The following is a 24,088-nucleotide window of genomic DNA, read 5'->3' as shown; positions in this document are numbered from 1 at the left end:
CTTGAATTCCTCAGTCGGTTTTGAAATGAATGTGATTTTTGGGCCAGCAGTGGCTTGATTAGAACCTTTTCGATTAAAAAACTCTAGATTAGAGACTTGAATCAACATCAGAAAATGAGTGAAAACAATCAAAGCAATCAACCTAATCAACCCAATCACCTCCCCGATCCGCTGCTACCTGAAGAAAAACCCGAACTCTCGATCGAAATTCCGGCTGATCCAATGCCCGTCTCTATCGATCCAGTACCCAGAGGGTTTGACCCTATGGGTGAAATTCACTTGCGGGGTCGAGCTTATCGCGGTTTGGCAGGCGGACAGGTGCCGTGGTGGGTGCTGCTAACGGGCTGGTTCCTGTTTGGTGGCTTTGCCTTGGTACAGCTCACCATTGCCCTGACCACATCCTCCTTTATAGCTTGGATTCTGTTGGCGTTGGCCGCCGTTTTTCTCCTCATCCTCTGGCGCGGTACAGCGGCTAAAATGTCCACTCGTAGAAGACGCTAGCGCACACGCTGCGCATGGAGCAGGCAGAACAGCTTTTACGGAGCCGAAAAATGCGAGTGTCGGAAGTGGCTCATGCGGTTGGCTATTCCCATTTGGGGCATTTTACGGAGGCGTTTAAGCACACGTTTGGCATCACTCCAAAGCAATGCCAGACCGGAACAGTCAATGCATTAACGTAACGGACGTATTCATCGTGATACCAAAGAGGGTAGAGAGGACCCGATTGAGATCGCTAGGAATTGCATAGGTGTTGATATCTTTCTGAATCTGCTTTTCCTGACGTTGTAACAGCCCAAATTTCCAGGTATCGCCCGTTGTGACGGTGCCATAAAGAACTGGAGTAGGTGAATCCGTCCATTGGTCAAGCGCAATCAGTTCAACGGCAAGCTGAGTGAACCCCCTCGCTAAATCTGCATTTTTGGCTTCGATCACGAGCAGACTTTGCGGCGTAGGGATGAAATAGTCAAAACTGCCTCTGAGCCAGGTATTTACTCGAACTGGATACTCAATTTTGAGCGGTGCCTGAATAAATTTACAAACCGTTTTGAGAATGGGAAAGATCAACGCTTCTCGTCGGGCGATTTCTGAGGAGGGATCGACCAACACCAAGTTTTCTTGTAGCTCAATTCTCAAAGGCTCTGGGTCGATCGGCAATTGTTGGGGCAGTTGCAGCGAGGTGTTGTGCAGAGTTATACCAAATTCTGCCAAAATGTCAGCTGTGTCAAACGGTAGTTCTGCGTATTTGCTAAAGGTGTAGCTTTCAGCCGGATCAAGAATGGTGGCTCTACTCATCGTTCACGTTGTTTGTCTGTGACTTGTCTCTGATCTTAGTTCAGATTGCTTAATTTTGATTCTGACGCTTTAGGGATAAAAATTGGCGCTCTACCGTATGGCGAGACCTAGGCGAGTCCTGTAATCTTATAGCTCAGGTTTATTGATAAAATTCTCTTCTGGTGTGGGGCATGGTTAGGATTCGGCAGAATAGGGCTTTGAGCAGCGTGTTTTTAGGAGTGAAAGGCGTTACGGGACGTTTGAGAACGATCGCGTTTATCTTCCTGCTCCTTTCGTCAGTCGTTTATGCAGAGGCAGAATCAGAAAACGTAGATGTCGGAGAACAATCTACAGAGGCAATCGCACCATCTCAACAGACAACGAAACCTATCACCGCCATGTCCGCACCGCTCTCGATCACAAGCCTAATGTCATCATTGACGATGGGAGCGACGTGGTAGCAACGCTAATTCAAGAGCGGCAAAAACAGCTTCCTGACCTGATTGGTTCAACCGAAGAAACCACGACTGGCATTGTGCGCCTCAAAGCGATGCTGGCGGATGGAGTGCTCACCTTCCCGGCGATGAACGTTAACGATGCAGAAACCAAGCATTTCTTTGATAATCGTTATGGAACTGGCCAATCTACCCTGGATGGCGTCATTCGTGCCACCAACATTCTGTTAGCCGGTAAGACTGTCGTTGTAGCTGGCTATGGCTGGTGTGGTAAAGGTACAGCAATGCGGGCACGCGGTCTAGGTTCCAATGTGATCGTAACGGAGATCGATCCGGTCAAGGCGATTGAAGCAGCAATGGACGGCTTCCGCGTGTTGCCAATGGCGCTGGCAGCTCCGCTGGGCGACCTGTTCATCACCGTGACGGGCAACAAGCATGTGATCCGCAAGGAGCACTTTGAAGTAATGAAGGATGGCGCAATCGTCTGCAACTCTGGCCACTTCGATATCGAGATTGACCTCAAGTCCCTGAAGGAAATGGCGAGTGAAGTTAAGACAGTGCGCAACTTCACCGAAGAATATCGGCTCACCAATGGCAAGTCGGTTGTGGTATTGGGCGAAGGTCGTCTAGTCAACCTAGCGGCAGCAGAAGGTCACCCCAGTGCCGTGATGGATATGAGCTTTGCGAACCAAGCCCTAGCTTGCGAATACTTGGTGAAGAACAAGGGCAAGTTGGAGCCGGGTATCCACTCGATTCCGGAAGAACTCGACCGGGAAATTGCTCGCTTGAAGCTGCAAGCAATGGGTATTGCCATCGACAGCCTCACTGCTGAGCAGATTGAGTACATCAACTCCTGGACCATGGGAACCTGATGGATCTAAGGCAATAACCTTAACGGAGCAGGCATTTGGCCTGCTTCTGTTTTTTAGCCATCGCTTGCATTAATAGCTCGCATTAATAGCCAATTTTGTAACCAGAGCGTTCAGCAACCGTATCCAGCAACAGTTAGGAGTGACCTCATGGCAGAATGGATTACCCAAATCATGACCTCAATGGGCTATTGGGACAGCGCTTCCGCGATTCGGTCGAAACGCCGCGACTATTGGGTTGAGGCCAGTGGGTTGAGGCCAGTCTGAAATCAGTGAAGATTATCGTCTCCACTCCATCACCGGCAGTTCCGTAGACGCGAGCAGTTGCCCTCGCGCGATCACATAGCGCACCATCGCCCGTCGTCGAATCGCATCATAGCGATCGCGGGCATCCAGTACGATTAGATTCGCCGGTTTACCGACTTCAATTCCGTACTGGTTTTGCAGATTCAGGGTGGTCGCCCCATGCCAAGTGGCCATGTTATAGCAGGCGTCGATTTCGGTCATGCCGGTCATTTGCGCCACATGCACGAGCATAAACGCCACATCCAGCATATTGCCCGTGCCCAGCGAGTACCAGCAATCCTGCACACAGTCATGGCCGAGGCTGACATTCATGCCCTGCTGCCACAGCTCCTTGACGCGGGTTAATCCTCGCCGTTTAGGATAGGTATCGGTGCGGCCCTGAAGCGTAATGTTAATCAAAGGATTAACCACAAAGTTAATTTGCGTGCGGCGCAGAAACCCAAGCAGCTTATAGGCATAGGCGTTGTTGTAGGAACCAAAGGCGGTCGTGTGGCTAGCCGTCACCCTAGACCCCATCTCCGAGCGAATTGCACAGGCGGCCACGACTTCCAGAAAGCGAGAGTTGTCGTCATCGATTTCGTCACAGTGGATGTCGATCAGGCGGTCGTACTGTTGGGCCAACTGAAAAATCCGCTCCACCGACTTAACGCCATCTTCCCGCGTCAGCTCGTAGTGGGGAATGCCGCCTACCACATCAGCTCCCAGCTTCAAGCCTTCTTCGATCAGCGCTTCGTTCTGCGGTCCGCCGTAAATCCCATCTTGCGGAAAGGCCACAACTTGCAGCGTCATCCAGTCTTTCACTTCCTCGCGCACTTCTAGCAAAGCTTGCAGCGCCACCAGATTGGCTTCACTCACATCGGCATGGCTGCGGACATAGAGCACTCCCTGCATCGCCTGTTGTTTCAAGGTCTCAATCGCCCGCTGCTTCACGTCATCGAGAGACAGATCCTGCTTGCGCTCTCGCCAAATTTCGATTCCTTCAAATAGGGTGCCGCTCTGGTTCCAGCGAGGCTGACCAGCCGTGAGGGCCGAATCGTGCGGGTTGACATTCGCAACTTAGAGCAAGACACAAGTTTGGATGACTGCGAACGGATGAGCCGTGCCCTAGAAGCCGCTCTGGATGCAGCTGATGTAATTCCAGACGCCTATGTTTTAGAGATTTCCAGCCCTGGAATTTCTCGTTCCCTCACCACCGATCGCGAGTTTATTTCCTTCAAGGGATTTCCTGTGGTTGTGATGACGAGTGCACCCCACGACGGCCAGACGACTTGGACAGGTCAACTCCTACGGCGAGACGAAACGGCGCTTTATCTCAGCCAAAAAGGGCGTTCAATTGCCATCCCTCGCCAGTTAATCACTAAGGTTCAGTTGGTAGAGCGGGCTTAATCAAAAGTTTTGAGTGCTTAGTTTTAAGTTTTGGATTGGGCGGTGATCCTGCTCGTTTGAGACCTTCAAACTTGAAGTAAATCTAAGCAATGCATTGATCAAAACTGATTCTTCAACTCACCTTCAGCATTGAACCCACTGAATTCTGTGCCTCACTCAGCACTCAAAACTAACAACTTAAAACTGAAAACTGAAAATTTGGAGGCTCCTCCGATGTCAATGGTTACTCTCCCTGGGCTGCAAGACATGATCGATAACATCAGCCGCGAACGCAATCTTCCCAAACATGCCGTTCAGGCTGCGCTGCGTGAAGCCCTACTCAAAGGCTACGAACGCTATCGTCGCACCCATCGCCCTGATTCAGCCAGCTTTGATGATGAGTATTTCAACAATTTTGAAGTTGAGCTAGATGTGGAAGACGAAGGCTTTCGCGTATTGGCGACCAAAACAATTGTGGAAACTGTTACCAATCCTGACCATCAAATTGCGCTGACCGAAGTGCAGGAAGTGGCTGCTGAAGCCCAGCTTGGTGACACCGTGGTGCTGGATGTGACGCCTGACCAAGGCGAGTTTGGCCGCATGGCTGCCATTCAAACCAAACAGGTGCTGGCCCAGAAACTGCGTGACCAGCAGCGCAAGCTGATTCAAGAGGAATTTCAGGAACTAGAAGGCACGGTTCTGCAGGCGAGAGTGCTACGGTTTGAGCGCCAGTCGGTGGTGATGGCCGTTAGCAGTGGCTTTGGTCAGCCGGAAGTGGAAGCCGAACTGCCAAAGCGGGACCAGCTTCCCAACGATAATTGCCACAATCGCGTAGGGAATTTTGCGCGTCCGGGCCAAGGCAGGCGCTAGCTCCACACCGCCCACCACCGGCACTCCATGCAGCGAACCGTGCTTCTTGGGATCGTCATCCAGCACCAGCACGGGCTTGAGACCAATTCCGGGACGGCGTTTGAGGGTGCGAATCACCATACTGCCGGTTTTGCCTGCGCCCAACACCATCGTCGGGTAACCCCACCAGCGCTTGCGGGCAAACAGCAGTCGCGCCACCGCTCGACAGACAATCACCAGCAGCAGCGACAGCGCCCAGGCCATCACAAACACGCCCCGCGAGTAGATCTCACCTTCCCGCTGCATAAATACCATCGCCGCCAGCGCCAGGTACATCAGAGTCGTGGCTAGACAAAGCCAGCGCATCTCATCCACCGGGCTAATGGCAACGCCGGGATAGAGGCCCACAATCGCATAGGCGGCAATAAACAAACCCAGGACAGGCCAAAGCTGCCAGTACAGCGAGGGGGCAAACTGTCCTTCTAACGCCAGCCTGGTATAGACGCTGATGATGCTCGCCAACACGATCGCCAATAGGTCGGCCCCGATCATCACGGCGTAGGTCGGCCAGGATCGCGTCGAGATAGTCAACGCCACGAGCGCAGGGGGTAACGTGCGGTTAAGTTGCATTGCAATTTATTACTCCTCACGCTAATACTGTAGGGCATCCTTCCGCTGAAATTCTGTCCATTTTTGATCGATATAGGCAGAAAGTTCTTGGCGGAACCGCTCTGGCCTAAATTTTTCGGCATTTTGGCGCAATTGGTCGGGATCAAATGCGATTTGCCCAGTTTCAAAGGTTTTGACCGCATCGATCAAGCTGGCCACCGTTTGTTCGGGAAATAACAGGCCGGTTTTGCCTGGAATCACCGTCTCGGCGGCTCCACCCTTGCCGTAGGCGATCACGGGCGCTCCGGCGGCTTGGGCTTCGACCAGCGTAATGCCGAAATCTTCAGCGGCGGCATAGACAAATGCCTTACAGCGCTGCATCAAATCGACGATTACAGCCTCGGATTGGTGTCCCAAAATCGTCACGTTGGGTCCAGCCATCGACTGGAGAAACTTGCGCTCGGCTCCATTCCCTACCACGACTAGAGGCAGTTGGAGCTGGTTAACGAACCTATTTGCGCACAGGAGATTTGGGCTTTCTTTACCAGAACGAACTATTTATTACCGGACGCTTGCATGATGTGCTGGTATTCTGGGGATTCAACCATTATCCGCAACTGATTGAACAAACCGTAGAAGCCTGTCATCCCGGCTTTCGTCCAGACAGTAATGCAGCGTTTTCAATCAAGGTAAACAACGAAGAGCGATTGGTGATTGCTCAAGAAGTTGAACGCAGCTATCGGGATCAGTTAACGATTACGGAAGTGGTGGAGTTGATTCGCTGGCGCGTATTTGAAGAACATTTCGTAGATGTTTACAGCATCCTATTGTTGAAACCCGGATCTCTGCCCAAAACTTCCAGCGGGAAAGTGCAACGCTCGCTTTGTCGTACCCAATTACTGAACAATCAACTAGAAATATTAGAGCAGTGGACTCTACCAGTCGATAGCCCCAGTGACCCCACTTCAGTCATGGAGCGCTATTTCAACCTCGTCACCCATGTCAAGCGCTACACTGATCTGACAAAGGGCAAACTCCAGCGCTGGCTGCAACAGATGCATCAAGGAAAAGGTTAACGCATCGGATCAACAGGTATATTCATTGTGATTTCTTTGGGTACCTTCAACCGGATTTGTTCTATCCTTATCCCGAACGCACAGTTTTTTACTGTAGAGTGTTCTGGTGGATGATCTTAGCCTCGGCTTGTTTTCCTATGGTCCATCGTCGCAAGTTGTATAAATTACTGGTTTTGAGTGCTGCTGTTGTGCTGTTGTTGGTGCTTCCAGTACAGGCGGCAGAGCGGATTTATTTCAACTATGGATTGCTGGGGCGTTCTGTGACGGTAGAGCAACTTGCGACTTTTGCCGAGACTGGCGAATTAGAAGGCAGTTTGGCTTTGCTGAAGCGGTTCAGTCCAGAACGACGCGCCCAAATTCGATCCGTGTTACAGCTTCGCTATCCAGTTGATCCGATCATGGTGGATCGGTTTGCCTATACTTCATCGGGAGAGCGGTTGTTTCGGGAACTGGGAGAGTTAATTCAGTCCGAGGCATACCAAAATGGTGCGAGAGGTTTGCGCAGTGCTGCGATTTTGGCAACAGCGAACCCTGACGGCGTCAGCATCATCGGCTTTTTGCAGCAGTTTCCCACCGCACTGTAGAAGAACAAAACTTGATCACTGTTCATTCACAACAACCTCAACTTCAACAAGTAGAACAGCAGGAGCACAATCTATCCGTCGCATCTACCGCAACTCAGGAAGTTCTAACAACACAGGCTAAAGCTGCGCCTACCGAAGTTGAAGAATTGAGTTTGTTTGATCTCAACTCGTTTACTGCTGCGTCGGATTATGAGATAGATACAAGAGGACATGATCCCTCTTGGGATATTTTAGAGAAGTCATTAGAAGCAACTCCCCCGACCGTATCTATTCCACCCTCAGAAGCGTTTGGTTTTGCTACTGGCACTGTTTCTCAATCTCCTCAATCCGTTCAACAATTCAATCTCAAAGAACTGGCAGATCAAGTCCGAGAGTTTGATTTGGAAGTAGTTGCGATGAGTTTGGGATTAGAACAAGACCAGCATGATCATCAAAAGTGGAAAAATGCTGAACGCATTATCAGTATCAGTGGTAGTAAGTTTATGGACTCGATAGCAGATAAAGGAGGTGGAGGGGCAATTGATCTCGTAATGCATGTTCACGGCGTAGAGTTCGTAAAAGCAGTACAGTGGTTATCTGGGCAAACCTTGACACCTCACTCAGCTACACATCGACAGCAATCCCAGATTGAGGATAACGAACCTCGTTTACTGGAGATGCCGGTCCCCAATGAACAACGTTGGTTAGCCGCGCGTGAATATCTGGTTGAAACGCGGAAGCTGCCTGCGGCTCTGGTCGATCGTCTTCATCAACGGGATCTAATTTACGCCGATGATATGCAGAATGTCGTCTTTGTTCGCTATGCCACTCACAATACAAATACTCATTGGTATCGAGGAGAACCAACCGGAGCCAGTTTACGAGGAACTTGGGGAGAGAACAACTCGTTTCACGGTCTTGCTCCCGGTTCATCGCGTGAGCAGGGTTGGTTTTGGATTGGGACGGGCAAGGGGGAAGTCAAACGAGTAATGCTGATTGAATCCCCAATTGACACCCTCTCCTTAGCAACCCTAGATAGTAAGAATCGACAAGCAGTGGAGGGCGTGACGATCTATTTGTCTACAGATGGGGCAGGAACCATTCCAACCGAAGCGTTAAAGCAAATTCTGGAACGAGATGGGCAAGTTGTCATTGCCTTTACGAGATGTGCCCAGCGTGCGGGTGACATCCAGATAGGACTGGTCTACATGGCTGACACCAAATTTGGTGTTGATCAGCGTCGGCCAAATACTGGTAATCGCAATCACAAATAGAGCCGTGCTTTCCGAGTTTTTCAATAGTCCCAATCCTAACGGCAACCAGGCCAGAGGCGACACGGGTTTCAGGATTTGAATAAATGGGTCAACGGCGCGAGAAACAACTTCGGATAAGCCAATCAGAATCCCCAAAGGAATCGCAATCGCAGAACCAATCGCAAAACCCAACAACACTCGTCGCAAACTGGTGAGCAGCAGCCAACCAATGCCCCGGTCATTCGGACCGTAATCAAAAAACGGATTGGAAATCCACCACCAGAAATCCTTTAGCGTGGCGCTGGCCGAAGGCATGAGTTGGGAAAACCAACCCATTCGCGCCCCTACTTCCCACACCAACAGTACCGTACCCAGAATCAACAAAAACAGTAAAAATGCTTTTTGGTTAGTATTGAGGCTAAACTTCTTGGCGGGCATGGCCGCTACCGGAATAGCTGAGTTGTTCATAGCGCCTCCCTACTTGCCAAACTGCTTGACTTGAGCGTTGACATAGGCAGCCGGATCTTTCGGATCGAACGAATCAAACTTGAGGGTTTCCTTACGCTCTAGCTGAGCCGGTGGGGTTTGCCCCAGGTCCTTTTGCAGTTCTGCTGCCAAGTCGGTGAGAAAGATATCCTGAGCAATCTGGTCATACTTAGCCTTGTCAGCCGGCATCAGGTCCCAGCGCACCAATTGGGAGGAAATCCACTTGGCAAAACTCTTCCAGGGGTAGGGATCAAAGCCGATCCGGTCGGGGACATTCTGCGTATTGCCCAAACCATCCTCGAATTCGCCCGTGAGCACCGCTTCTACCACCGGCAGCGGCTGGTTAAGGTATTTCCGCTCGATGAGCGCTCCGGCAATCTGCTTGCGGTTGACCGCATCGTTGGCATAACCCGCCGCGTCGATAATTGCCTTGTTGACAGCGCGGAAGGTGTTGGGATTGACATCAATCCAGCTCTGACTGGCGGCAAACGCGCAGCAGGGATGACCATCCCACAGTTCCTTGGTCAGCATACTGACATCTTTCACCAGTACAAGTGCATCACGTTTTCAAGGTTCACGCCCTTTGTGCGTTGCCAAATCGCTGTAACTGAATGGTCCAGAGCTTGCTGCAGCTGTGGTGTAGATTCCTGTACCGCTTGCTCGCTAGATTGTGCGGCTGTCTTATGGTCAGAAAAATCAGCGAGATGGGCTGGATTGATCCGATAGCCTTGGCCATAGAGGGTTTCAATCAGATCACCCGCACCAACGGCGTCCAGTTTGCGACGAATGCTTTTGATGTGAGATTTTACCGTATCTTCGTTAGGCGGATCTTCGCTGAAGGACCAGATCTGATCAACAATAGCACTGCGACTAAACACCCGATGTTGATGTCGCAAGAATAACTCCAGCAGCAAATACTCTTTGCGGCTGAAGCGGAGTAACTGGCCGTTGTACGTCACCTCACAGGCACTGGGGTCTAAGTGGAGATTGCCGCAGGTTAACACTGACGTTGTGCTAGTGCTGCCTCGCCGTAACAGTGCCCGAATCCGAGCCGCCAATTCTCTCACATCAAAGGGCTTAACAACATAATCGTCAGCACCGGCATCTAGCCCTAGCAGTTTGTCGGTTGTAGTATCTTGGGCCGTCAGCAGCATCACCAAAACTTGCTTTTTTTGGCTGCGTAAACGGCGGCATAACGCAATTCCATCCAGTTTAGGCAGACCAATATCCAAAAGCACTAGATCGTAGGGAAACGCCTCAATCAGTTCCCATCCAGCTTCACCATCTGTTGCTACATCGACGACATACTTCTGCTCATTCAAGATGGCAGTTACCAGCTCCACAATGCTTTCATCGTCTTCGACTAGTAAAATTCTCATATTGGGCGGATATTGGGTTAAAAAAGGTTGTAATCGCTAACGTTTTGGCTAATTCTTGGCCAATTCTTGACCAGCTCCATAACTGAATTTGCGGTAACTGAATTTGCGACTAATTGAGAATTGATCGCTGACCGATGCGTGATACGGCAATGGTATAGGGGCGATATCGCATAATTTATTGAACAGCTTAGTTACAGTAGGGACGACGGTACTCAAATAAAGAATACAAAACAACGAAATGCGCCCCACAGAAGTTTGTCAAAGCGGAGGTTTTGTCGCAGCCCTCTTGTTTGATCAAATTTGTCAAATTCTTGGTTGAACTCAAACTCGTCAAACTTTACCCCTGCCATGTGCGTCAGGCGGTTGATTTACTCCTCCACAAGCGGACTCAAGTCTGTACAGTAATTGGCTTTCCCACCGGAGCCACTACTTCTGCTGTTAAACTCTACGAAGCCCAAGAAGCAGTTGAGAATGGTGCTACCGAACTCGATGTTGTGATCAACTTAGGTTGGTTGAAAACCGGCAAAACCAATGAAGTGCATCGAGAGCTAGCTGAAATTTGCGAAATCACCGGCAAAACCGTCAAAGCGATCTTAGAGACCCATCTTTTGACCGATTCTGAAAAGCAGCTCGCTGCGGAAGTCTGTATGGATGCAGGAGTTGCGTTCCTCAAAACCAACACCGGTTGGTACGGGGCGGCATCGGTTGCCGATGTGCGGCTGCTGAAATCGATCACCAAAGATCGGATTGGCATCAAAGCTGCTGGCGGTATTCGTACAGCGGAGCAAGCCATTGAGTTAATTCTGGCCGGCGCAACTCGATTGGGTACGTCTCGCGGTCCCGATTTAGTCCGCCAACGCGATACCCTGGAAAAGGGGAAAATTTTTGATCTGGATTAATTTCTAGCAGCACCCTCTAGCAGCATCCAGTTAAGTTGGCCCATTTATGAGCGGAACCTACAAGGCCATTGGTATCAACCTCAAGAGCACACCCTTGGGTGAGGCCGATCGCCTATTGACGGTGCTGACCGACGAATGGGGACTGGTGCGGGTAGTTGCCCCTGGCTCACGTAAGCACAAGTCTAGTCTAGGAGGGCGCAGCAGTCTGTTTGTGGTGAATCAGCTTTTGTTAGCAAAAGGCCGCACCCTCGACAAAATTATCCAGGCCGAGAGCATTGAATCCTTTCCAGGACTCAGTCAAGACCTCTGTAAACTAACGGCAGCTCAATATCTGGCCGAATTAACCCTCTACCAAGCCCTGAGTGACCAGCCCCAGACCGAGCTGCTCTGTTTACTGCGAGAACATTTAGGCCGAATTGAGACCCTACCTGCTTCAACCGCCCTAGCGAGCCTCATTCACGCCACTTTTCATCTCTTGGCCCTCGCTGGTTTAACTCCACAGCTACATAGTTGCTGCATTAGCAAGCAGCCCTTAGCTCTAGAGCCGGATCTCGATTGGCAGGTGGGATTTAGCGCAGCAGCCGGGGCTTTTTCGCGGCGCTCCCGTTCATGGCTTGCCGCCGCGCGGGGACCCCGTTATAGGCCGCGCCTCGCAGCTATCTTGCGTCGTGCGGAGACGTGGGTGAGTGGCTGAAACCAACGGTTTGCTAAACCGTCGTACTGGTAAATCCGGTACCGAGGGTTCGAATCCCTCCGTCTCCGCCAATTTTCTAGTAAATTCAATAGCTTAGCCGCTTCGGCGGCAAATTTACCACATGAATTACCACATGCGGCTGGCTATGAATTTCGCCGGTTCAACGTGATTCGCGCTAATCTGTGCGATAACGGTTTCATCCATGATTGAACGATACACCTTGGCCAATTAGCGATATAGCCGATGGCCGGGGGGACACTATGAGCACCGAAACCGACGTTCTGCACACCGCTTTGAAGGACTTCAAGCGAAGCGTGGAAATTACGCGTGATGTTCGATTTCAAGCAAACCTTCGGCTTGCAGCGCGTCAGCGCAATTCGTCCTACTTGATTTCGTTGCTGTCGCTGTTCGTGATTGCGCTTTCCTTGCTGCCGAACATCATCGCCCTGCAATCCTACCAATCGCAAATCCTGCTGGCCTGTTCGGTCGTCCTTTCGGCGTTCATCATCTTCACTAGCCTGATTGATGGTTCGCAGAACTTCTACCATCAAGGCGAACTGCTGCATCAATGCGCGCGGAAGGTGGCGACAGTTCACCATGAACTGAAGAACATCGACCCCGAAAATGATTACGACAACGCAAAAAAGCGCCTGACAGAACTTCAGGAACAATATCGACAGGCTTTGGACGAATGTCCAATCAACCATGAGAATGTCGATTTCATCAAAGAGCAATCATACAAGCCGCACCACTTTCCGAACAATTTCGCTAAGAACCATTGGATAAAGCTTGGTCAAATCCAATTTAAGAAGCTTCAAGCGTTCATCATGGCGCACCTTTGGATGGGTCTTCATTTGATTGCGCTGATTGGCGTTTGCCTTATCGTTTACAGGTTCGTGCTGTTGGGTAGTTCGCCCGTTCCGACATTGCCTTGCCCGCCCGCTCCATAGTTCGACGTAAAATGCCCCGACCAACAGGCACTTCATTGTTGGCCGGGGCGACGGGACGCGAGGGAAGCGCGGGCACGTCCCGTTTAGCAAGAGGATTTGCCGTCTGACCATCAAGTGCCTCTGAGTGAAGCGATGGCCGACCACATCAAGCGCCGCTTGATTCATGCCGGAACCGTTACCCGGATTGACTCTCCCTGGGGCGTGCCATTTTACGCATTAATCCGCACCTCCTATTCGCCGGTTGATGAAAAAGAGCGAGCCTACACCGTTGTGGAAAATACGGCCCGTTACTTCAGCTTGATGAGAGATTGGGCTGAACGCAAACCGAATGCAGTTCGGATTTTAGAAGAATTAAATATTCCAACCGAGCGAATTGACCAAGCTCTCCAGGAGCTAGATGAGTTGATTAAGAATTGGGCTGATCGATATCATCAGGCAGGTGGGGTTCCTATGGTAGTGCAATCCGTGGTTGGCATAAAGCCAAACTAGGCAATACTCACGACTATGCCTGATACGAAGCAGAGGAGGTTGTGGCGTCTGAGCTACTTTGACTTTGACTTGGGCTGTAAGTTTGACTATGGCCAGGTTGAACACGCTGCAGACGATTCAGGATACGGTTGGGTAGCTCAATTGGTTCAATCGGCTTCAAGATCAAATCATCAGCGCCAACCGAAAATACCTGCCTCCGGGTCTGCCGATCGGTTCGGGCCGTGAGGAAAATGATCGGCAACCAATGCCACTCTCCATCGCAGCGAACGGTTTGGCAAAGTTCTAAACCATTAATAGTTGGCATATTCACGTCCAAAATCAGCAGATCGGGATGGACCTGCTTCAGTGTTTCCCAAAACTGAGTGGGGTCTTGTAGGCTCATCAGTTGAATACCCTGCGGCTCCAAACAGCTTGACAAGATTTGGGCTACAAGCGGATCGTCGTCCACCAGCAGAACCTTAGGTCGTTGCACCGGAGGAGTGGATACAAGATCACCAATGGCCTGCAGAATCGTCGCCGGCTGAATGGGTTTCTTGAGAAATAGCTGTCCGCCAACATGTACAGCTTCAACGCGGGCCTTTGAGCTATCTTCTGTAGACAGCAAAACGATGGGAACCGCAGGTGGCTTCTGTAGCTCTGCCAATAAACCTTGCCTCGACTGGTCTGGGGAAGCAGTTCGCAGCAAGGAGAAATCAATCAGCGCAATGGCCGGACGCTCTTGCTGGCATTGGTGCTGTGCCATTGCTTGAATGTACTGTTGGTGATTGGCCTCACGCCTAATTTTCTGCAAGCACTGCTGACGATTGCCCCACTGCTGAAGCAATTTGATTTGCGGATTGCCTACCTGCTCGACGGGTTTAAGCCAACCTGGCTCGATCCTACCATTGCAGCCTGGTTAGATCATCTGTTTGTTATTAGCCAGGAGTTAGCAACTGAGATTTCCAAAATTAACTCTATCAGCACGACATTTTTGCCCCTGGGAGCCAATACCACCAAATCCTACGCTTCGGGCACTCACCGCTGGATTGACATCATCAGTTATGGTCGCGGCAACGAAGCAGTTCACCGCTGTCTACAGGCCCACTTCAACCAAGGCTCAATCGAACGGATGTACTTCCACTCTACCTTTACAACGGGAGAAGTCGAGAACCCACGAGAGCATATCACCCTAATGCGGAAGCTGTTGAGCCGCTCCAAAATCAGCCTTTGCTTTGAAGCTAGCCGTTTATCTCGGTTCAACGGTCACTCGCCGCTGCTATATCGCTGGTTTGAAGCTTGGGCTGCAGGCTGCACCATTGTTGGCAAACGACCATTTGAGCAGGGCGTTCAGGAACTCATGGATTGGGAAAACAGCACCATCGAGATTCCAGATAGTCCAACAGACTGGATTCCCTTCTTTGAGGCCCTACTAGCCGATGAAACCACCCTGGCTCTCAATGCCAGACGCAACCAGCAGGAGTGCATGCTGAGGCATGATTGGTGTTATCGGATCAAAACCATGCTGACCACGGTGGGGCTGCCAGTTCCAGAAGCCCTGCACGAGGCGATTACCCAGCTCCAAGCTGAGGCAATTAATACCTATAACGTGCTCAGGCTTTCTGCTTAGCAATTCAGATGAAGTTGGATCAAATTTAGGTGATCAAATTTAGGTGATCAAATTTAGGTGATCAAATTTAGGTGATCAAATTTAGGTGATCAAATTTAGGTGATCAAATTTCAATCCAAGGTTTTTGAAGGTTAAGGTTCAACCCCAAAGCCGTTCGGCATGGTAGCGGATGTGATTCTCTATAAAGGTAGCAATGAAGTAGTAGCTGTGATCATAACCAGTCTGCATCCGCAAGGTCAGCGCTTGTCCTGCTTGGCGGCAAGCCTGTTCAAATCGCTCTGGCATCAATCCGTCAATAGCCGATCAGTACGAACCGATTCACCAGATTGGGCAAATTCAGCCCCACGGAGTCCTCTTAGTCTTGCAAAGTTCAGGGCTGAGAATCCTTCAAGTTAGCCAGAATACGCAGGACTATTTGGGACTGGCTTCAGAGCAATTACTAGGCCAACCCTTCTCAGCAATTGTGACGGACTCAACGATTGAGCATCTGGCCAACGCCCTAGCCCCAGAGACCGGAGAGACTGGCAATCCCTTTCCCGTTAGCTTGGCTGGCAGACAAGGCTCTGAGCAACCTGGTCCGGCCCCAACGTTTATGGCTTCTGTCCATCGTGTCAACGGGATGCTGATTGTCGAAATGGAGCCAATCGCAACGCCTGAAAACTTCCAGGTTACTCAGTTTTATGGGCACTTAAACCATATCCTTGCCGCAATCAGGCGGGCACCTACACTGGCCGATCTGTTGCAACAAGGCGCAACGGCAGTTCGCAATCTCACCCACTTCGATCGAGTCATGGTTTATCGGTTTGACCATGACTACAGCGGTGTAGTGGTCGCAGAAAGTTTACGTCCCGGACTAGAGAGCTATTTGGGGCTGCATTATCCAGCAGTTGATATTCCACCCAAAGCTAGAGAACTGTTCACTAAGCGTTGGCTGCGCCTGATCCCTGATGTGAACTATCAGCCTGTTGGCCTGGTATCGCTTGATGCTGTTAGCGAATCAACAGCAGGGCAGACAGAGGCTCCGTTGGATTTGAGCCAATCAGAGTTGCGGGGCGTTTCTCCCTGTCATTTGGAGTATCTCCGCAACATGGGTGTTGCCGCATCGATGACGATTCCCCTGATCGATCAAAACCAACTGTGGGGCTTGATGGCTTGCCACCACTACATGCCTAAACTAGCCGAGTATGAGGTCCGAAGGATCTGTGAACTGGTGGGACAGTTGATGTCGGTGGAGCTGCTGTTGCGGCAAGAGCGAGAGTTGCAGAGCTATCGCGAGCAGATCCGGCAGATCGAAGAGGACTTTAGACGGCAGCTAGCACATTCACCCAGCCAGATCAAAACCGTGCTCAAACGCAGTCAAGATATCTTACTGGACCTGATACGGGCACAAGGGGTAGCCATCGTTTTGGATCAGGTGATTGTGCTGGGAGGCCAAACCAGTGACCAGAGGGTGAGGAACTTAAACGTGCGACTCCGACGGCCCACCCCAATCCCGATCAGAGCAGCCGCTAAGGTATAGAGTCCGGTGGTCGCTGTAAAGCGGTGGTGGCCAATCAGCATTGCCAAACCGGCATAAAGTAAGGGAATCCAATGCCAGCTTGGGCGGTAGGTCTGTCGGGAGCGGCTGACCCAGAAATTGCCTGCGAGTTGGCTGACAAATCCCAGGGCCAGCGTCGCCACAGCGAGGGCATCAAACGAGCCGCCTTGCCAACCAATCAGGATGATGACAAAGAGTTCTACAGCCCAAGCCAATCCTAGAAAGCCAAACTCGCTACTGCCCTGCCAGCGGAGCTGATTGGCAATGGCTGCGGCAATCAAGCCACTGGCGATCACTAACTCTGGTGCAAAGTCCCAGCTCTCGATCAGCAAGTAGGCCACCAAACTGTGCAAACTGAGGCTGATCAAACTAAACAAGGCCACGCCAACCGCCCAGAAGTTGGCCGCTGCTCCATACCGCAGCCCGAGTTGGCCCCAGCGTTGCAGCCCCCACTGTCCGATCCAGAGTAACCAGAGGTTGGCCGCCAGCAGCAGGAGCACCGTTTCAAACCGCAGCCAGTCTGGGACAAATCGGTAGAGAGCAACGGCCTCCCAGCCCAGGCCAAACCCGATGGTCAACAGAGCTGCCGCGAACTGGTTTAACGTCAGTGTGTTGACCAGCATCAGAGCTGTTGCCACCCCCAAAGCTAACAGCCAGCTATCGACCGAATTGAGCAAAAACAGCTGTGCCACTAGCGCCCCCGAACTGAGCCAAGCCGCCAAGACAGAGCGCTGGGGTTGCAGACGAGCTAGCCCCGCCAAAAGAGCAGGCGTCACCAGCCAGATCAGATTTGTTAGATTTGGATGATCGTCACCAGATGCATTGACCTGGTTCAACAACAGGGCATAGCTGAGACCGGCCAGCCCCAAACCGAAATGCCAGCAGCTTTGCTTCCAGCGGGTTTCGGTGCCCAGACTCAATCCCCACTCGATCGCCATAGCCAGCAGCACAATTCTGGCCCAAGCCAGCCCACTCAACCCCGGAACCACCACATCAATCCAGGCTGCCAGCGTCGCCAGAATCAGTAAATGGATGAAGTAGAACCAACCGTCAACATCCAGTCCGGCAGTGACCAGGGCAGGTGCTAAGCGCCAGCAGTCGGAAACACCTTGAGCGTGTAACCAATCCATCATTTCATCTTCGCGGTCGCTCTGGGTGAGGGGATCGAGAACCACCGCATGGGTAGCCTGCTGCATCAGGGTTTGGTGCAGTTCAGCCAGCCAAGCTTGCTGAGCACATGATAGGTGGTGGTGCAGTTCTAAGGTGGCGGCTTTGAGGGTTTGGGAGGTTTCACGCAGTTGCTGGGTGGAACGCTGGGCAGCTGAGGCAGGATTGTTTAATTCGTGGGCGAGACCAGCAGCTAGAGTGCCCAAGGCCACCATCTTTTGCCGATGTTGAGACAGAGATTGCACTGCCTGCATGCGTTTTGCCATCGTGCTGAGAATGGTGGTAGTCACACAGGGGCAGGAAGCCAGCAATTCCCAAAAAGCCGTTACGCCCAGTTCGAAAATGTGACAGTGGCTAATGGCACGTCCAGCGGCCCAAAAATGGGTTTCGCCCGTCAGCACCGGCAGTTCACCGAACAGGGTATCGGCACCGTAGGTGGTTAGCAGCACATCCTGGTTGCCTTCATGTTTGGTGATACCAACCTCGCCTTCTAGTAGCACAAACACATGATCGGCTGGATCACCCTGGGCACGGTGCAACTGTCCTGGCTCTAACCAGACTTCGCTGCCCTGTTGCAGCAACCAATTTAGCCGCTCTTCCGGTAATTTGGCAAAGATAGGAACTTGGCGCAGTCGTTCAACGGTTAAGTCGCGAGGAAGAGGCTGGGTGGCAATCTTGATTCCAGCTTTCACATCATTGTGCGTACTAGTATATACGCCAGTATTTGTCCCAGATATTTCTATTTTTGTCCTAGCTTCGTTTGACTGAGTTGGTTCTATGGCCATATCTTACCTCGTTCTCATAGTATCTAATTTCGATAGGCAAAGCGCTATAGATGACTGCTTGAAACTACATACTGAAAAACTGCTGCAATTGAAAAACCAACATTCAGGATCTAAACTCGTAAGTGACTCCCCTAATCAAACTCAGTAGCCCATTCCGGATGTTTCCAATGCTCGTACAATCGCAGAATTTGCGCAGGTAAGACGCGACCGAGAGAAAGTTCAGGCAGAGCATGCATTGGGAAAAAATCCTAACCGCGCTCAAGCAGCGAGTCGATCATTGCAGCCAGACCACTCAATCCTTACCTGCCGACCAGCGACCGACGGTTGCCTGCATTGAATGGGTCAATCCCTTGATGGGAGCCGGAAACTGGATTCCAGAACTCGTAACAATGGCGGGTGGCACTCCTCTATTTGGCAAGGTAGGACAGCATTCGGCTTGGCTGCAATGGTCCGATTTGATCGAGGCAGATCCAGATATTTTGGTGATCATGCCCTTGGGGTTTGGGTTGGAGCGAACCCGCCAGGATGTCACTGAACTGGCGCAGCACCCCGATTGGACCAAGTTAAAGGCGGTTCAAACCGGGCGCGTTTACATTACCGATGGCAATCACTACTTCAATCGTCCTGGTCCCCGTTTGGTCGATTCTTTGGAAATTCTGGCTGAACTGCTGCATCCTAACCTGTTTCAGTTTGGCTATCGAGCTAAAGGCTGGGATGTGGCAGCAGATACTTCAACTAATGCATGACTCGACTCTATGCCTACGATTAGTTTACAAATCGTTGCAAAACTTCAAAAATTTATGTTAAGTTAATAGCAACAAGGTTGATATTAACGAGGTCTAGCAGTCATGGAAAATCAAGCACCCAAATTCGGTTTTACCCAGTTTGCTGAAACATGGAACGGTCGTTTGGCAATGTTGGGTTTTGTAATTGGTTTGGCTACTGAGCTTTTGACTGGTCAAGGCATTCTGTCTCAGCTCGGTCTGATGTAAGCTTCGTTACCTATCAGTAGTCTGTTCATTGTGAGGGGGAGCAGGAATGCTCCCCTTTTTTGTCAGCAATTGTAGACGTAAAGCGGTTTCGTTGGCAGTACTCACAGTTAAAAAACAACTACACTTTGCCGCATTCTGGTTCATCGCCTATTGCATATCAGCTATTAGGTAGGTCAATTCAATGATTTGGTGATCCTGTAGCACGGATGCCTATCAGCAGTTAGAAGCTGTTTGAACAGCCCCTACATCCCCCTACGTATTCTCTACGGTGTCCACACAAATTGAAGATCCCCCCTACCCCCCTTCAATCAAGGGGAAGAGGCGAAGCCTGGGCGCAGCACCCTACCAATCCGGGATTGAAGTCCCCCTTCATCTACGCCGAAGGCGCATCCCCACTGGGGTTTAGTATATTCTGGGCGGCAAAATTGCGCCGATTTTCTTTAACACGGCAGAAGATTCAGGGGCACTGCCAATCGAGTGTGATGTCACCCAGATGGAAACCGGCGATGTAATTACCATCTATCCCTACAAAGGCGAAATTACTAATGCATCTGGTGAGGTGATTTCTCGCTTCAGCCTCAAGCCCGACACAATTTTGGATGAAGTGCGAGCTGGCGGGCGGATTCCGCTGCTGATTGGCCGCACCCTGACCGACAAAACCCGCGGCGCGATGGGTCTAGAGCCGAGTCCGCTGTTTATCCGTCCCAGTCAGCCGACCGACACCGGTAAGGGTTACACCCTGGCCCAAAAAATGGTCGGGAAAGCCTGCGGTCTGCCAGGAGTGCGTCCGGGAACCTCCTGTGAACCAGTCATGACCACGGTTGGATCCCAGGACACGACCGGACCCATGACCCGCGATGAGCTGAAGGAATTGGCCTGTCTCGGTTTTAGTGCCGATCTGGTGATGCAGAGCTTCTGCCACACCGCCGCCTATCCCAAGCCCGTCGATATCAAAACCCACCACGAACTGCCCGACTTTATTACCGCACGGGGCGGGGTGTCGCTGCGTCCGGGCGATGGCATTATTCACTCCTGGCTGAACCGGATGCTGCTGCCCGACACGGTAGGCACCGGTGGCGACTCCCATACCCGCTTTCCCTTGGGCATTTCCTTCCCGGCAGGATCTGGCTTGGTGGCGTTTGCGGCGGCTCTGGGCGTCATGCCTCTGGATATGCCCGAATCGGTGTTGGTGCGGTTTACGGGTCAGTTGCAGCCCGGTGTGACGCTGCGGGATATCGTCAATGCCATTCCCTATGTGGCGATTCAGCAAGGTCTCCTCACCGTCGAGAAGCAAAACAAAAAGAATGTCTTCTCCGGACGGATTATGGAAATGGAAGGCTTACCCGACCTGAAGCTAGAGCAGGCATTTGAGCTAACCGACGCCACGGCAGAACGCTCCTGCGCCGGATGCACAATCAAACTCAGCTCCGATACGGTGGCCGAATACCTGCGCTCGAATGTGGCGCTGCTGAAGAACATGGTGGCTCGCGGCTATGGCGATGCCCGCACGATTTTGCGCCGAGTGGCGAAGATGGAGCAGTGGTTGGCGAATCCATCGGCCGCCTTCGAATCGTTGATATGCACCACGGCCAGATGCTCCAGTCCGCAGATCGTGTCGAAGGATTCCAGTACCGCCTTGGCCGCCGCCCGCGGCCCCATGTCGTACCCCGCGGCGTGCGCGTGGCACGTGTCGAAACAGAAGCCGACGCGGTGGGGCTCGCCCGTGGCCTCCACAATCCTGGCCCGCAGTTCGGCGAGCTCCTCGAACCGACCGCCCAGCGTCGATCCCGCACCCACCGTGTTCTCAAGGCACAAGACCACCGGCGCACCACGGGTTTCCTTGAACAGCCGTCGATAGGCGCGCGCGATTCGGTCCATGCCCTCGGCCGCCGCAGTGCCCGTTGGCGAGCCAGGATGGTGCACGAGCCATGGGATCCCAAGCCCCGCGCAGCGTTCGATCTCCACGCGCATGAGCCGAACCGACTTCTCCCACAGCTCCGAGTTGGGGCTGGCGAGATTGATGAGGTACGACGCGTGTGCAACGACTCGGCCCCAGTCCCGGCCTCGCCACGTGATGCCTGAGGTCCAGCCCAAGGCCCCGAGTTCAGCGAGCCACTCCCGGGCGGCTCCGGGGTCGACCGGCGGCACGGACCATTGCTGCTGGTTCTTCGTGAAGACCTGCACCGTGTCGAGCGCGAGCGCCCGGCCCTGGGCCAGGGCGTTGGTCATCGAGCCAGCGATGGAGAGATGGGATCCCAGCACGCGAGCGGATGGTAGTGTTGCCGGATCACGCAGCCGGGGCCCACTACCCTCGACGCATGATTCAGACGGACCTGACTGGGCGGATCGCGGTGGTGAGCGGGGCGTCGGCCGGCATCGGGCTCTCGATCGCCCGGACGCTGGTCTCGGCCGGCGCGTCGGTGGTGCTCAACGCCCGTCGAGCCGATCGCCTTGAGGCCCTCGTGGCCGAGCTCGGACCGTCGCGCGCCGCCGCGGTCGCAGGGGATTGCGTCGAACCGGCGATCATCACCCGAATGCTCGACACCGCCCGTGAGCGCTTCGGCCGGGGCACCCGTCAGGCCGACCTGGTCGTCGTCAACGCGGGGCGTGGACTGCGCGGAAGCCCCCAGAACTCCGACGACGCCCAGTGGGAAGAGGTGATCCGCACCAATACGCTCGGCGCCGCTCGGCTCATCCGTGCGGCCGACGCTAGTATGATCACTTTGCTGCAAACAGAACCGCTAGCTGAGCAGTTACCGCTGCGGATTCTGGTGGCGGAAGACAATGTGGTGAATCAGAAAGTGATTCTCAAGCTGTTGCAACGGTTGGGCTACCAGGCCGAGGTGGTTCGCAATGGGCTAGAGGTGCTGGATGCCTTGGCCCGACAGGTCTATGATGTGATTTTGATGGATGTGCAAATGCCAGAAATGGATGGGTTAGCAGCAACTCGGCAAATTAATCGGCTGCCTCAACCGCGTCCACACATCATTGCGGTAACGGCCAGCGCCATGCAGGGCGATCGGGAGGAATGTTTACGAGTCGGGATGGATGATTACCTCAGTAAACCGCTGCGGCTGGACAGTTTACATCAAGCGCTGAGCCGCTGTCGAGTCTTGAATTGAGGATGAGTGGGGAGGATGAGATAGGGTTAGACTCAAAGAGGGAATCTACCCTTGCCGAGTTCTAGCCAGCCCCATGCCGAACCGCCTTGCTCAAGCCCAAAGCCTCTACCTGCGCAAGCATGCCGAAAACCCAATCGACTGGTGGCCCTGGTGCGACGCTGCCCTTGAGAAGGCCAAGCAAGAAAACAAGCCCATTTTCTTATCCATCGGCTATTCGAGCTGTCACTGGTGCACGGTAATGGAAGGGGAAGCCTTCTCGGATCCGGAAATTGCCGAGTACATGAACACCCACTTTGTGCCGATTAAGGTAGACCGGGAAGAACGGCCTGACCTTGACAGTATTTATATGCAGGCGTTGCAGTTGATGACCGGACAAGGCGGCTGGCCTCTGAATGTCTTTCTTGCTCCAGAGGATCTGGTTCCCTTCTATGGCGGCACCTATTTTCCACTGCAAGAACGCTACAACCTGCCCGGTTTTTTGCGGCTCCTGCAAGAGATTCACCGCATTTACACCACTGAAGCTGAAAACATTCTGTCGGTGAAGTCGCGGCTATTGAACCGGCTCCAGCAGTCTACTCAATTACCCAAAGGGGAGGACTTAACGGCAGATTTGCTGCGGTTGGGGTTGGAGTATAGCGCTGGCATTCTGGCGGCCAAAGGCATGGGGCCGAGCTTTCCGATGATTCCCTATGCAGGTACGGCCCTGCGCGGCCACCGCTTCGACTTTCCCGATCAAGCTACGCCTTCGGTGGTTGTGCGATAGCGAGGCGTGGTTTCATCGGCAATATAAACCGGCTCAGCCGAAACTTCCTGCACCCGTTCGCCGGTTTCCGTGCGCTGAATCACATCCACAATTTTGTGATAGTCACCCGTGCCGACCACCGCGACCGCTTCCGGGATCGCTTCCAGCAACTCCTGCTGAAAGTGCTGCGCCATGCAGCCAGTAATTACCACTTTTTTATTGGCTTCGGCCAGCTCTACCAAGGTACGAACCGACTCTTCCCGCGCCGCCTGGATAAAGCTACAAGTATTGACAATGACATAGTCAGCCAGCTCTTCATTGGAGTCTACCTGATAGCCCGCCTGTACCAGTAGGCCCAGCATATGTTCGGTATCGATTCGATTCTTTTCGCAGCCTAAATGAGAGATGGCAATCGTTGGTTTGTTGCCCATGCAGTTAATCGTGTGATTGGAACAGAGAAGTCTAAGTTAATGAAACTGTAGCGATCGCGCCATCAACGGACTAGACTTTGTCCCTCGCTCATCCCAACTGGATGAACACCGTTAACTGCAATCGCATCACTTGAGACGATCGTCAATAATCTTAACACAACCGTCAGCCTGAAGATAACATAACTACATAAT

Annotated in this window: 29 protein-coding genes, 1 tRNA gene and 4 pseudogenes; 22 read left to right on the top strand and 12 right to left on the bottom strand. The window is 52.4% G+C overall.

What is annotated here, in order from left to right; translation table 11 throughout:
- The first annotated feature begins 114 nt into the window (after nt 1-114).
- Nucleotides 115-501: a hypothetical protein gene (locus JVX88_RS35400; RefSeq protein ID WP_211623652.1), complete on the top strand. Its 387-nt coding sequence runs from the start codon at nt 115-117 to the stop codon at nt 499-501.
- Nucleotides 502-515: 14 nt separating this feature from the next.
- Nucleotides 516-680, top strand: coding sequence for a helix-turn-helix domain-containing protein (locus JVX88_RS35395; protein WP_211623650.1), 165 nt, complete (start codon nt 516-518; stop codon nt 678-680).
- Here the strand turns inward: JVX88_RS35395 and JVX88_RS35390 are convergent.
- On the bottom strand, nt 664-1,293 hold the full coding sequence (locus JVX88_RS35390; protein WP_211623648.1) for a hypothetical protein: 630 nt from the start codon (nt 1,291-1,293) through the stop codon (nt 664-666). The genes JVX88_RS35395 and JVX88_RS35390 overlap by 17 nt on opposite strands.
- A gap of 197 nt (nt 1,294-1,490) precedes the next feature.
- On the opposite strand from JVX88_RS35390, the gene JVX88_RS35385 reads away from it, so the two are divergent.
- Entirely contained in the window at nt 1,491-1,733 is a 243-nt protein-coding gene (locus JVX88_RS35385) for a hypothetical protein (protein WP_211623645.1), read from the top strand.
- Entirely contained in the window at nt 1,640-2,599 is a 960-nt protein-coding gene (gene ahcY, locus JVX88_RS35380) for an adenosylhomocysteinase (protein ID WP_317134684.1), read from the top strand. The genes JVX88_RS35385 and ahcY overlap by 94 nt, the downstream gene beginning before the upstream one ends.
- 276 nt (nt 2,600-2,875) lie before the next feature.
- Here the strand turns inward: ahcY and codA are convergent.
- A pseudogene (gene codA, locus JVX88_RS35375) lies at nt 2,876-3,925 on the bottom strand (cytosine deaminase); the annotation flags it as partial.
- A gap of 12 nt (nt 3,926-3,937) precedes the next feature.
- Between codA and rimP the strand changes: the two are divergent.
- Together rimP and JVX88_RS35365 are read left to right on the top strand one after the other, a co-directional pair.
- Nucleotides 3,938-4,288, top strand: a complete 351-nt coding sequence (rimP, locus tag JVX88_RS35370) for a ribosome maturation factor RimP (protein ID WP_263975409.1) — start codon at nt 3,938-3,940, stop codon at nt 4,286-4,288.
- 213 nt (nt 4,289-4,501) lie between these two features.
- Nucleotides 4,502-4,915, top strand: a pseudogene (locus JVX88_RS35365) (NusA N-terminal domain-containing protein); the annotation flags it as partial.
- A gap of 66 nt (nt 4,916-4,981) precedes the next feature.
- On the opposite strand, the gene JVX88_RS43690 reads toward JVX88_RS35365, so the two are convergent.
- Nucleotides 4,982-5,746 carry a nucleoside-diphosphate sugar epimerase/dehydratase gene (locus tag JVX88_RS43690; protein WP_211623643.1) on the bottom strand — a complete coding sequence of 255 codons (765 nt, stop codon included), beginning with the start codon at nt 5,744-5,746 and terminating at the stop codon, nt 4,982-4,984.
- A 21-nt stretch (nt 5,747-5,767) separates the two neighbouring features.
- A complete protein-coding gene (locus JVX88_RS35355; RefSeq protein ID WP_263975679.1) occupies nt 5,768-6,217 on the bottom strand; it encodes a glycosyltransferase in 450 nt (149 codons plus the stop codon).
- A 23-nt stretch (nt 6,218-6,240) separates the two neighbouring features.
- On the opposite strand from JVX88_RS35355, the gene JVX88_RS35350 reads away from it, so the two are divergent.
- From JVX88_RS35350 to JVX88_RS43685, 3 genes and pseudogenes are all read left to right on the top strand, one after another.
- Complete coding sequence (locus JVX88_RS35350; protein WP_211623639.1) at nt 6,241-6,801, top strand: hypothetical protein; 561 nt, start codon at nt 6,241-6,243, stop codon at nt 6,799-6,801.
- A gap of 173 nt (nt 6,802-6,974) precedes the next feature.
- Nucleotides 6,975-7,385, top strand: coding sequence for an alpha/beta hydrolase (locus JVX88_RS35345; protein ID WP_211623637.1), 411 nt, complete (start codon nt 6,975-6,977; stop codon nt 7,383-7,385).
- Between the two features lie 395 nt (nt 7,386-7,780).
- Nucleotides 7,781-8,320, top strand: a pseudogene (locus JVX88_RS43685) (DUF3991 domain-containing protein); the annotation flags it as partial.
- A 159-nt stretch (nt 8,321-8,479) separates the two neighbouring features.
- Here JVX88_RS43685 and JVX88_RS35340 read toward each other — a convergent pair.
- From JVX88_RS35340 to JVX88_RS35330, 3 genes are read right to left on the bottom strand one after another with little or no spacing between them, the layout of a single operon-like run.
- Nucleotides 8,480-9,085, bottom strand: coding sequence for an ABC transporter permease (locus JVX88_RS35340; RefSeq protein ID WP_211623635.1), 606 nt, complete (start codon nt 9,083-9,085; stop codon nt 8,480-8,482).
- A 9-nt stretch (nt 9,086-9,094) separates the two neighbouring features.
- Nucleotides 9,095-9,649 carry an ABC transporter substrate-binding protein gene (locus JVX88_RS35335; protein WP_317134570.1) on the bottom strand — a complete coding sequence of 185 codons (555 nt, stop codon included), beginning with the start codon at nt 9,647-9,649 and terminating at the stop codon, nt 9,095-9,097.
- Nucleotides 9,646-10,482: a response regulator transcription factor gene (locus tag JVX88_RS35330; RefSeq protein WP_211623633.1), complete on the bottom strand. Its 837-nt coding sequence runs from the start codon at nt 10,480-10,482 to the stop codon at nt 9,646-9,648. Before JVX88_RS35330 ends, JVX88_RS35335 begins: the two co-directional genes overlap by 4 nt.
- A 290-nt stretch (nt 10,483-10,772) precedes the next feature.
- Between JVX88_RS35330 and deoC the strand changes: the two genes are divergently transcribed.
- From deoC to JVX88_RS35305, 5 genes are all read left to right on the top strand, one after another.
- A complete protein-coding gene (deoC, locus tag JVX88_RS35325) occupies nt 10,773-11,381 on the top strand; it encodes a deoxyribose-phosphate aldolase (RefSeq protein WP_225931293.1) in 609 nt (202 codons plus the stop codon).
- 46 nt (nt 11,382-11,427) lie between these two features.
- On the top strand, nt 11,428-12,075 hold the full coding sequence (recO, locus tag JVX88_RS35320; protein WP_211623629.1) for a DNA repair protein RecO: 648 nt from the start codon (nt 11,428-11,430) through the stop codon (nt 12,073-12,075).
- A tRNA-Ser gene (locus JVX88_RS35315) sits at nt 12,054-12,146 on the top strand. The genes recO and JVX88_RS35315 overlap by 22 nt, the downstream gene beginning before the upstream one ends.
- 189 nt (nt 12,147-12,335) lie before the next feature.
- Entirely contained in the window at nt 12,336-13,025 is a 690-nt protein-coding gene (locus JVX88_RS35310; protein ID WP_211623627.1) for an SLATT domain-containing protein, read from the top strand.
- Nucleotides 13,026-13,121: 96 nt separating this feature from the next.
- On the top strand, nt 13,122-13,514 hold the full coding sequence (locus tag JVX88_RS35305; protein ID WP_263975408.1) for a hypothetical protein: 393 nt from the start codon (nt 13,122-13,124) through the stop codon (nt 13,512-13,514).
- Between the two features lie 13 nt (nt 13,515-13,527).
- Here the strand turns inward: JVX88_RS35305 and JVX88_RS35300 are convergent, their stop codons facing one another.
- Nucleotides 13,528-14,157, bottom strand: coding sequence for a response regulator (locus JVX88_RS35300; RefSeq protein WP_211623623.1), 630 nt, complete (start codon nt 14,155-14,157; stop codon nt 13,528-13,530).
- A gap of 6 nt (nt 14,158-14,163) precedes the next feature.
- Here JVX88_RS35300 and JVX88_RS35295 point away from each other — a divergent pair, with 6 nt between their 5' ends.
- On the top strand, nt 14,164-15,120 hold the full coding sequence (locus JVX88_RS35295; protein WP_211623621.1) for a glycosyltransferase: 957 nt from the start codon (nt 14,164-14,166) through the stop codon (nt 15,118-15,120).
- 138 nt (nt 15,121-15,258) lie between these two features.
- Here the strand turns inward: JVX88_RS35295 and JVX88_RS35290 are convergent, their stop codons facing one another.
- Nucleotides 15,259-15,405, bottom strand: a complete 147-nt coding sequence (locus JVX88_RS35290) for a hypothetical protein (protein WP_211623613.1) — start codon at nt 15,403-15,405, stop codon at nt 15,259-15,261.
- Here JVX88_RS35290 and JVX88_RS35285 point away from each other — a divergent pair.
- Nucleotides 15,347-16,639 carry a GAF domain-containing protein gene (locus JVX88_RS35285; RefSeq protein WP_315875384.1) on the top strand — a complete coding sequence of 431 codons (1,293 nt, stop codon included), beginning with the start codon at nt 15,347-15,349 and terminating at the stop codon, nt 16,637-16,639. The two genes, JVX88_RS35290 and JVX88_RS35285, sit on opposite strands and share 59 nt — an antisense overlap.
- Here the strand turns inward: JVX88_RS35285 and JVX88_RS35280 are convergent.
- Complete coding sequence (locus tag JVX88_RS35280; protein ID WP_211623609.1) at nt 16,531-18,516, bottom strand: Crp/Fnr family transcriptional regulator; 1,986 nt, start codon at nt 18,514-18,516, stop codon at nt 16,531-16,533. The genes JVX88_RS35285 and JVX88_RS35280 overlap by 109 nt on opposite strands.
- Before the next feature lie 323 nt (nt 18,517-18,839).
- Here JVX88_RS35280 and JVX88_RS35275 point away from each other — a divergent pair, with 323 nt between their 5' ends.
- From JVX88_RS35275 to JVX88_RS35265, 3 genes and pseudogenes are all read left to right on the top strand, one after another.
- Entirely contained in the window at nt 18,840-19,355 is a 516-nt protein-coding gene (locus JVX88_RS35275; protein ID WP_211623607.1) for an ABC transporter substrate-binding protein, read from the top strand.
- A 102-nt stretch (nt 19,356-19,457) separates the two neighbouring features.
- A complete protein-coding gene (locus tag JVX88_RS35270; protein WP_035996397.1) occupies nt 19,458-19,601 on the top strand; it encodes a chlorophyll a/b-binding protein in 144 nt (47 codons plus the stop codon).
- Between the two features lie 409 nt (nt 19,602-20,010).
- Nucleotides 20,011-21,045: pseudogene (locus JVX88_RS35265) on the top strand (aconitase family protein); the annotation flags it as partial.
- Nucleotides 21,046-21,092: 47 nt separating this feature from the next.
- Here the strand turns inward: JVX88_RS35265 and JVX88_RS44800 are convergent.
- Nucleotides 21,093-21,830: a deoxyribonuclease IV gene (locus JVX88_RS44800; RefSeq protein WP_211623605.1), complete on the bottom strand. Its 738-nt coding sequence runs from the start codon at nt 21,828-21,830 to the stop codon at nt 21,093-21,095.
- Between JVX88_RS44800 and JVX88_RS40125 the strand changes: the two genes are divergently transcribed.
- The 3 genes from JVX88_RS40125 to JVX88_RS35250 all read left to right on the top strand — a co-directional run bounded on the left by JVX88_RS40125 (nt 21,787) and on the right by JVX88_RS35250 (nt 23,486).
- Nucleotides 21,787-22,056 (top strand): hypothetical protein, encoded by a 270-nt coding sequence (locus JVX88_RS40125; protein WP_225931871.1) that lies wholly within the window; start codon nt 21,787-21,789, stop codon nt 22,054-22,056. The two genes, JVX88_RS44800 and JVX88_RS40125, sit on opposite strands and share 44 nt — an antisense overlap.
- On the top strand, nt 21,953-22,723 hold the full coding sequence (locus JVX88_RS43680) for an SDR family NAD(P)-dependent oxidoreductase (RefSeq protein ID WP_263975677.1): 771 nt from the start codon (nt 21,953-21,955) through the stop codon (nt 22,721-22,723). The genes JVX88_RS40125 and JVX88_RS43680 overlap by 104 nt, the downstream gene beginning before the upstream one ends.
- A gap of 73 nt (nt 22,724-22,796) precedes the next feature.
- Complete coding sequence (locus tag JVX88_RS35250) at nt 22,797-23,486, top strand: thioredoxin domain-containing protein (RefSeq protein WP_211623600.1); 690 nt, start codon at nt 22,797-22,799, stop codon at nt 23,484-23,486.
- Here the strand turns inward: JVX88_RS35250 and JVX88_RS35245 are convergent.
- A complete protein-coding gene (locus JVX88_RS35245; protein WP_317134569.1) occupies nt 23,456-23,896 on the bottom strand; it encodes a hypothetical protein in 441 nt (146 codons plus the stop codon). The two genes, JVX88_RS35250 and JVX88_RS35245, sit on opposite strands and share 31 nt — an antisense overlap.
- Between the last annotated feature and the right edge of the window lie 192 nt (nt 23,897-24,088).

Source organism: Leptolyngbya sp. 7M (assembly GCF_018128485.1).
The sequence above is the reverse complement of the archived record's forward strand: the minus strand, read 5'-3'. Positions and strand labels throughout refer to the sequence as shown.

Coding starts and splice junctions, on each gene's coding strand:
- JVX88_RS35245 (WP_317134569.1), bottom strand. CDS start 23,896: ATGGGCAACAAACCAACGATTGCCATCTCTCATTTAGGCTGCGAAAAG.
- JVX88_RS35275 (WP_211623607.1), top strand. CDS start 18,840: ATGCATTGGGAAAAAATCCTAACCGCGCTCAAGCAGCGAGTCGATCAT.
- JVX88_RS35400 (WP_211623652.1), top strand. CDS start 115: ATGAGTGAAAACAATCAAAGCAATCAACCTAATCAACCCAATCACCTC.
- JVX88_RS35310 (WP_211623627.1), top strand. CDS start 12,336: ATGAGCACCGAAACCGACGTTCTGCACACCGCTTTGAAGGACTTCAAG.
- JVX88_RS35395 (WP_211623650.1), top strand. CDS start 516: ATGGAGCAGGCAGAACAGCTTTTACGGAGCCGAAAAATGCGAGTGTCG.
- JVX88_RS35270 (WP_035996397.1), top strand. CDS start 19,458: ATGGAAAATCAAGCACCCAAATTCGGTTTTACCCAGTTTGCTGAAACA.
- JVX88_RS43690 (WP_211623643.1), bottom strand. CDS start 5,746: ATGCAACTTAACCGCACGTTACCCCCTGCGCTCGTGGCGTTGACTATC.
- recO (WP_211623629.1), top strand. CDS start 11,428: ATGAGCGGAACCTACAAGGCCATTGGTATCAACCTCAAGAGCACACCC.
- JVX88_RS35330 (WP_211623633.1), bottom strand. CDS start 10,482: ATGAGAATTTTACTAGTCGAAGACGATGAAAGCATTGTGGAGCTGGTA.
- JVX88_RS35290 (WP_211623613.1), bottom strand. CDS start 15,405: ATGCCAGAGCGATTTGAACAGGCTTGCCGCCAAGCAGGACAAGCGCTG.
- JVX88_RS35250 (WP_211623600.1), top strand. CDS start 22,797: ATGCCGAACCGCCTTGCTCAAGCCCAAAGCCTCTACCTGCGCAAGCAT.
- JVX88_RS35390 (WP_211623648.1), bottom strand. CDS start 1,293: ATGAGTAGAGCCACCATTCTTGATCCGGCTGAAAGCTACACCTTTAGC.
- JVX88_RS35340 (WP_211623635.1), bottom strand. CDS start 9,085: ATGAACAACTCAGCTATTCCGGTAGCGGCCATGCCCGCCAAGAAGTTT.
- JVX88_RS44800 (WP_211623605.1), bottom strand. CDS start 21,830: ATGACCAACGCCCTGGCCCAGGGCCGGGCGCTCGCGCTCGACACGGTG.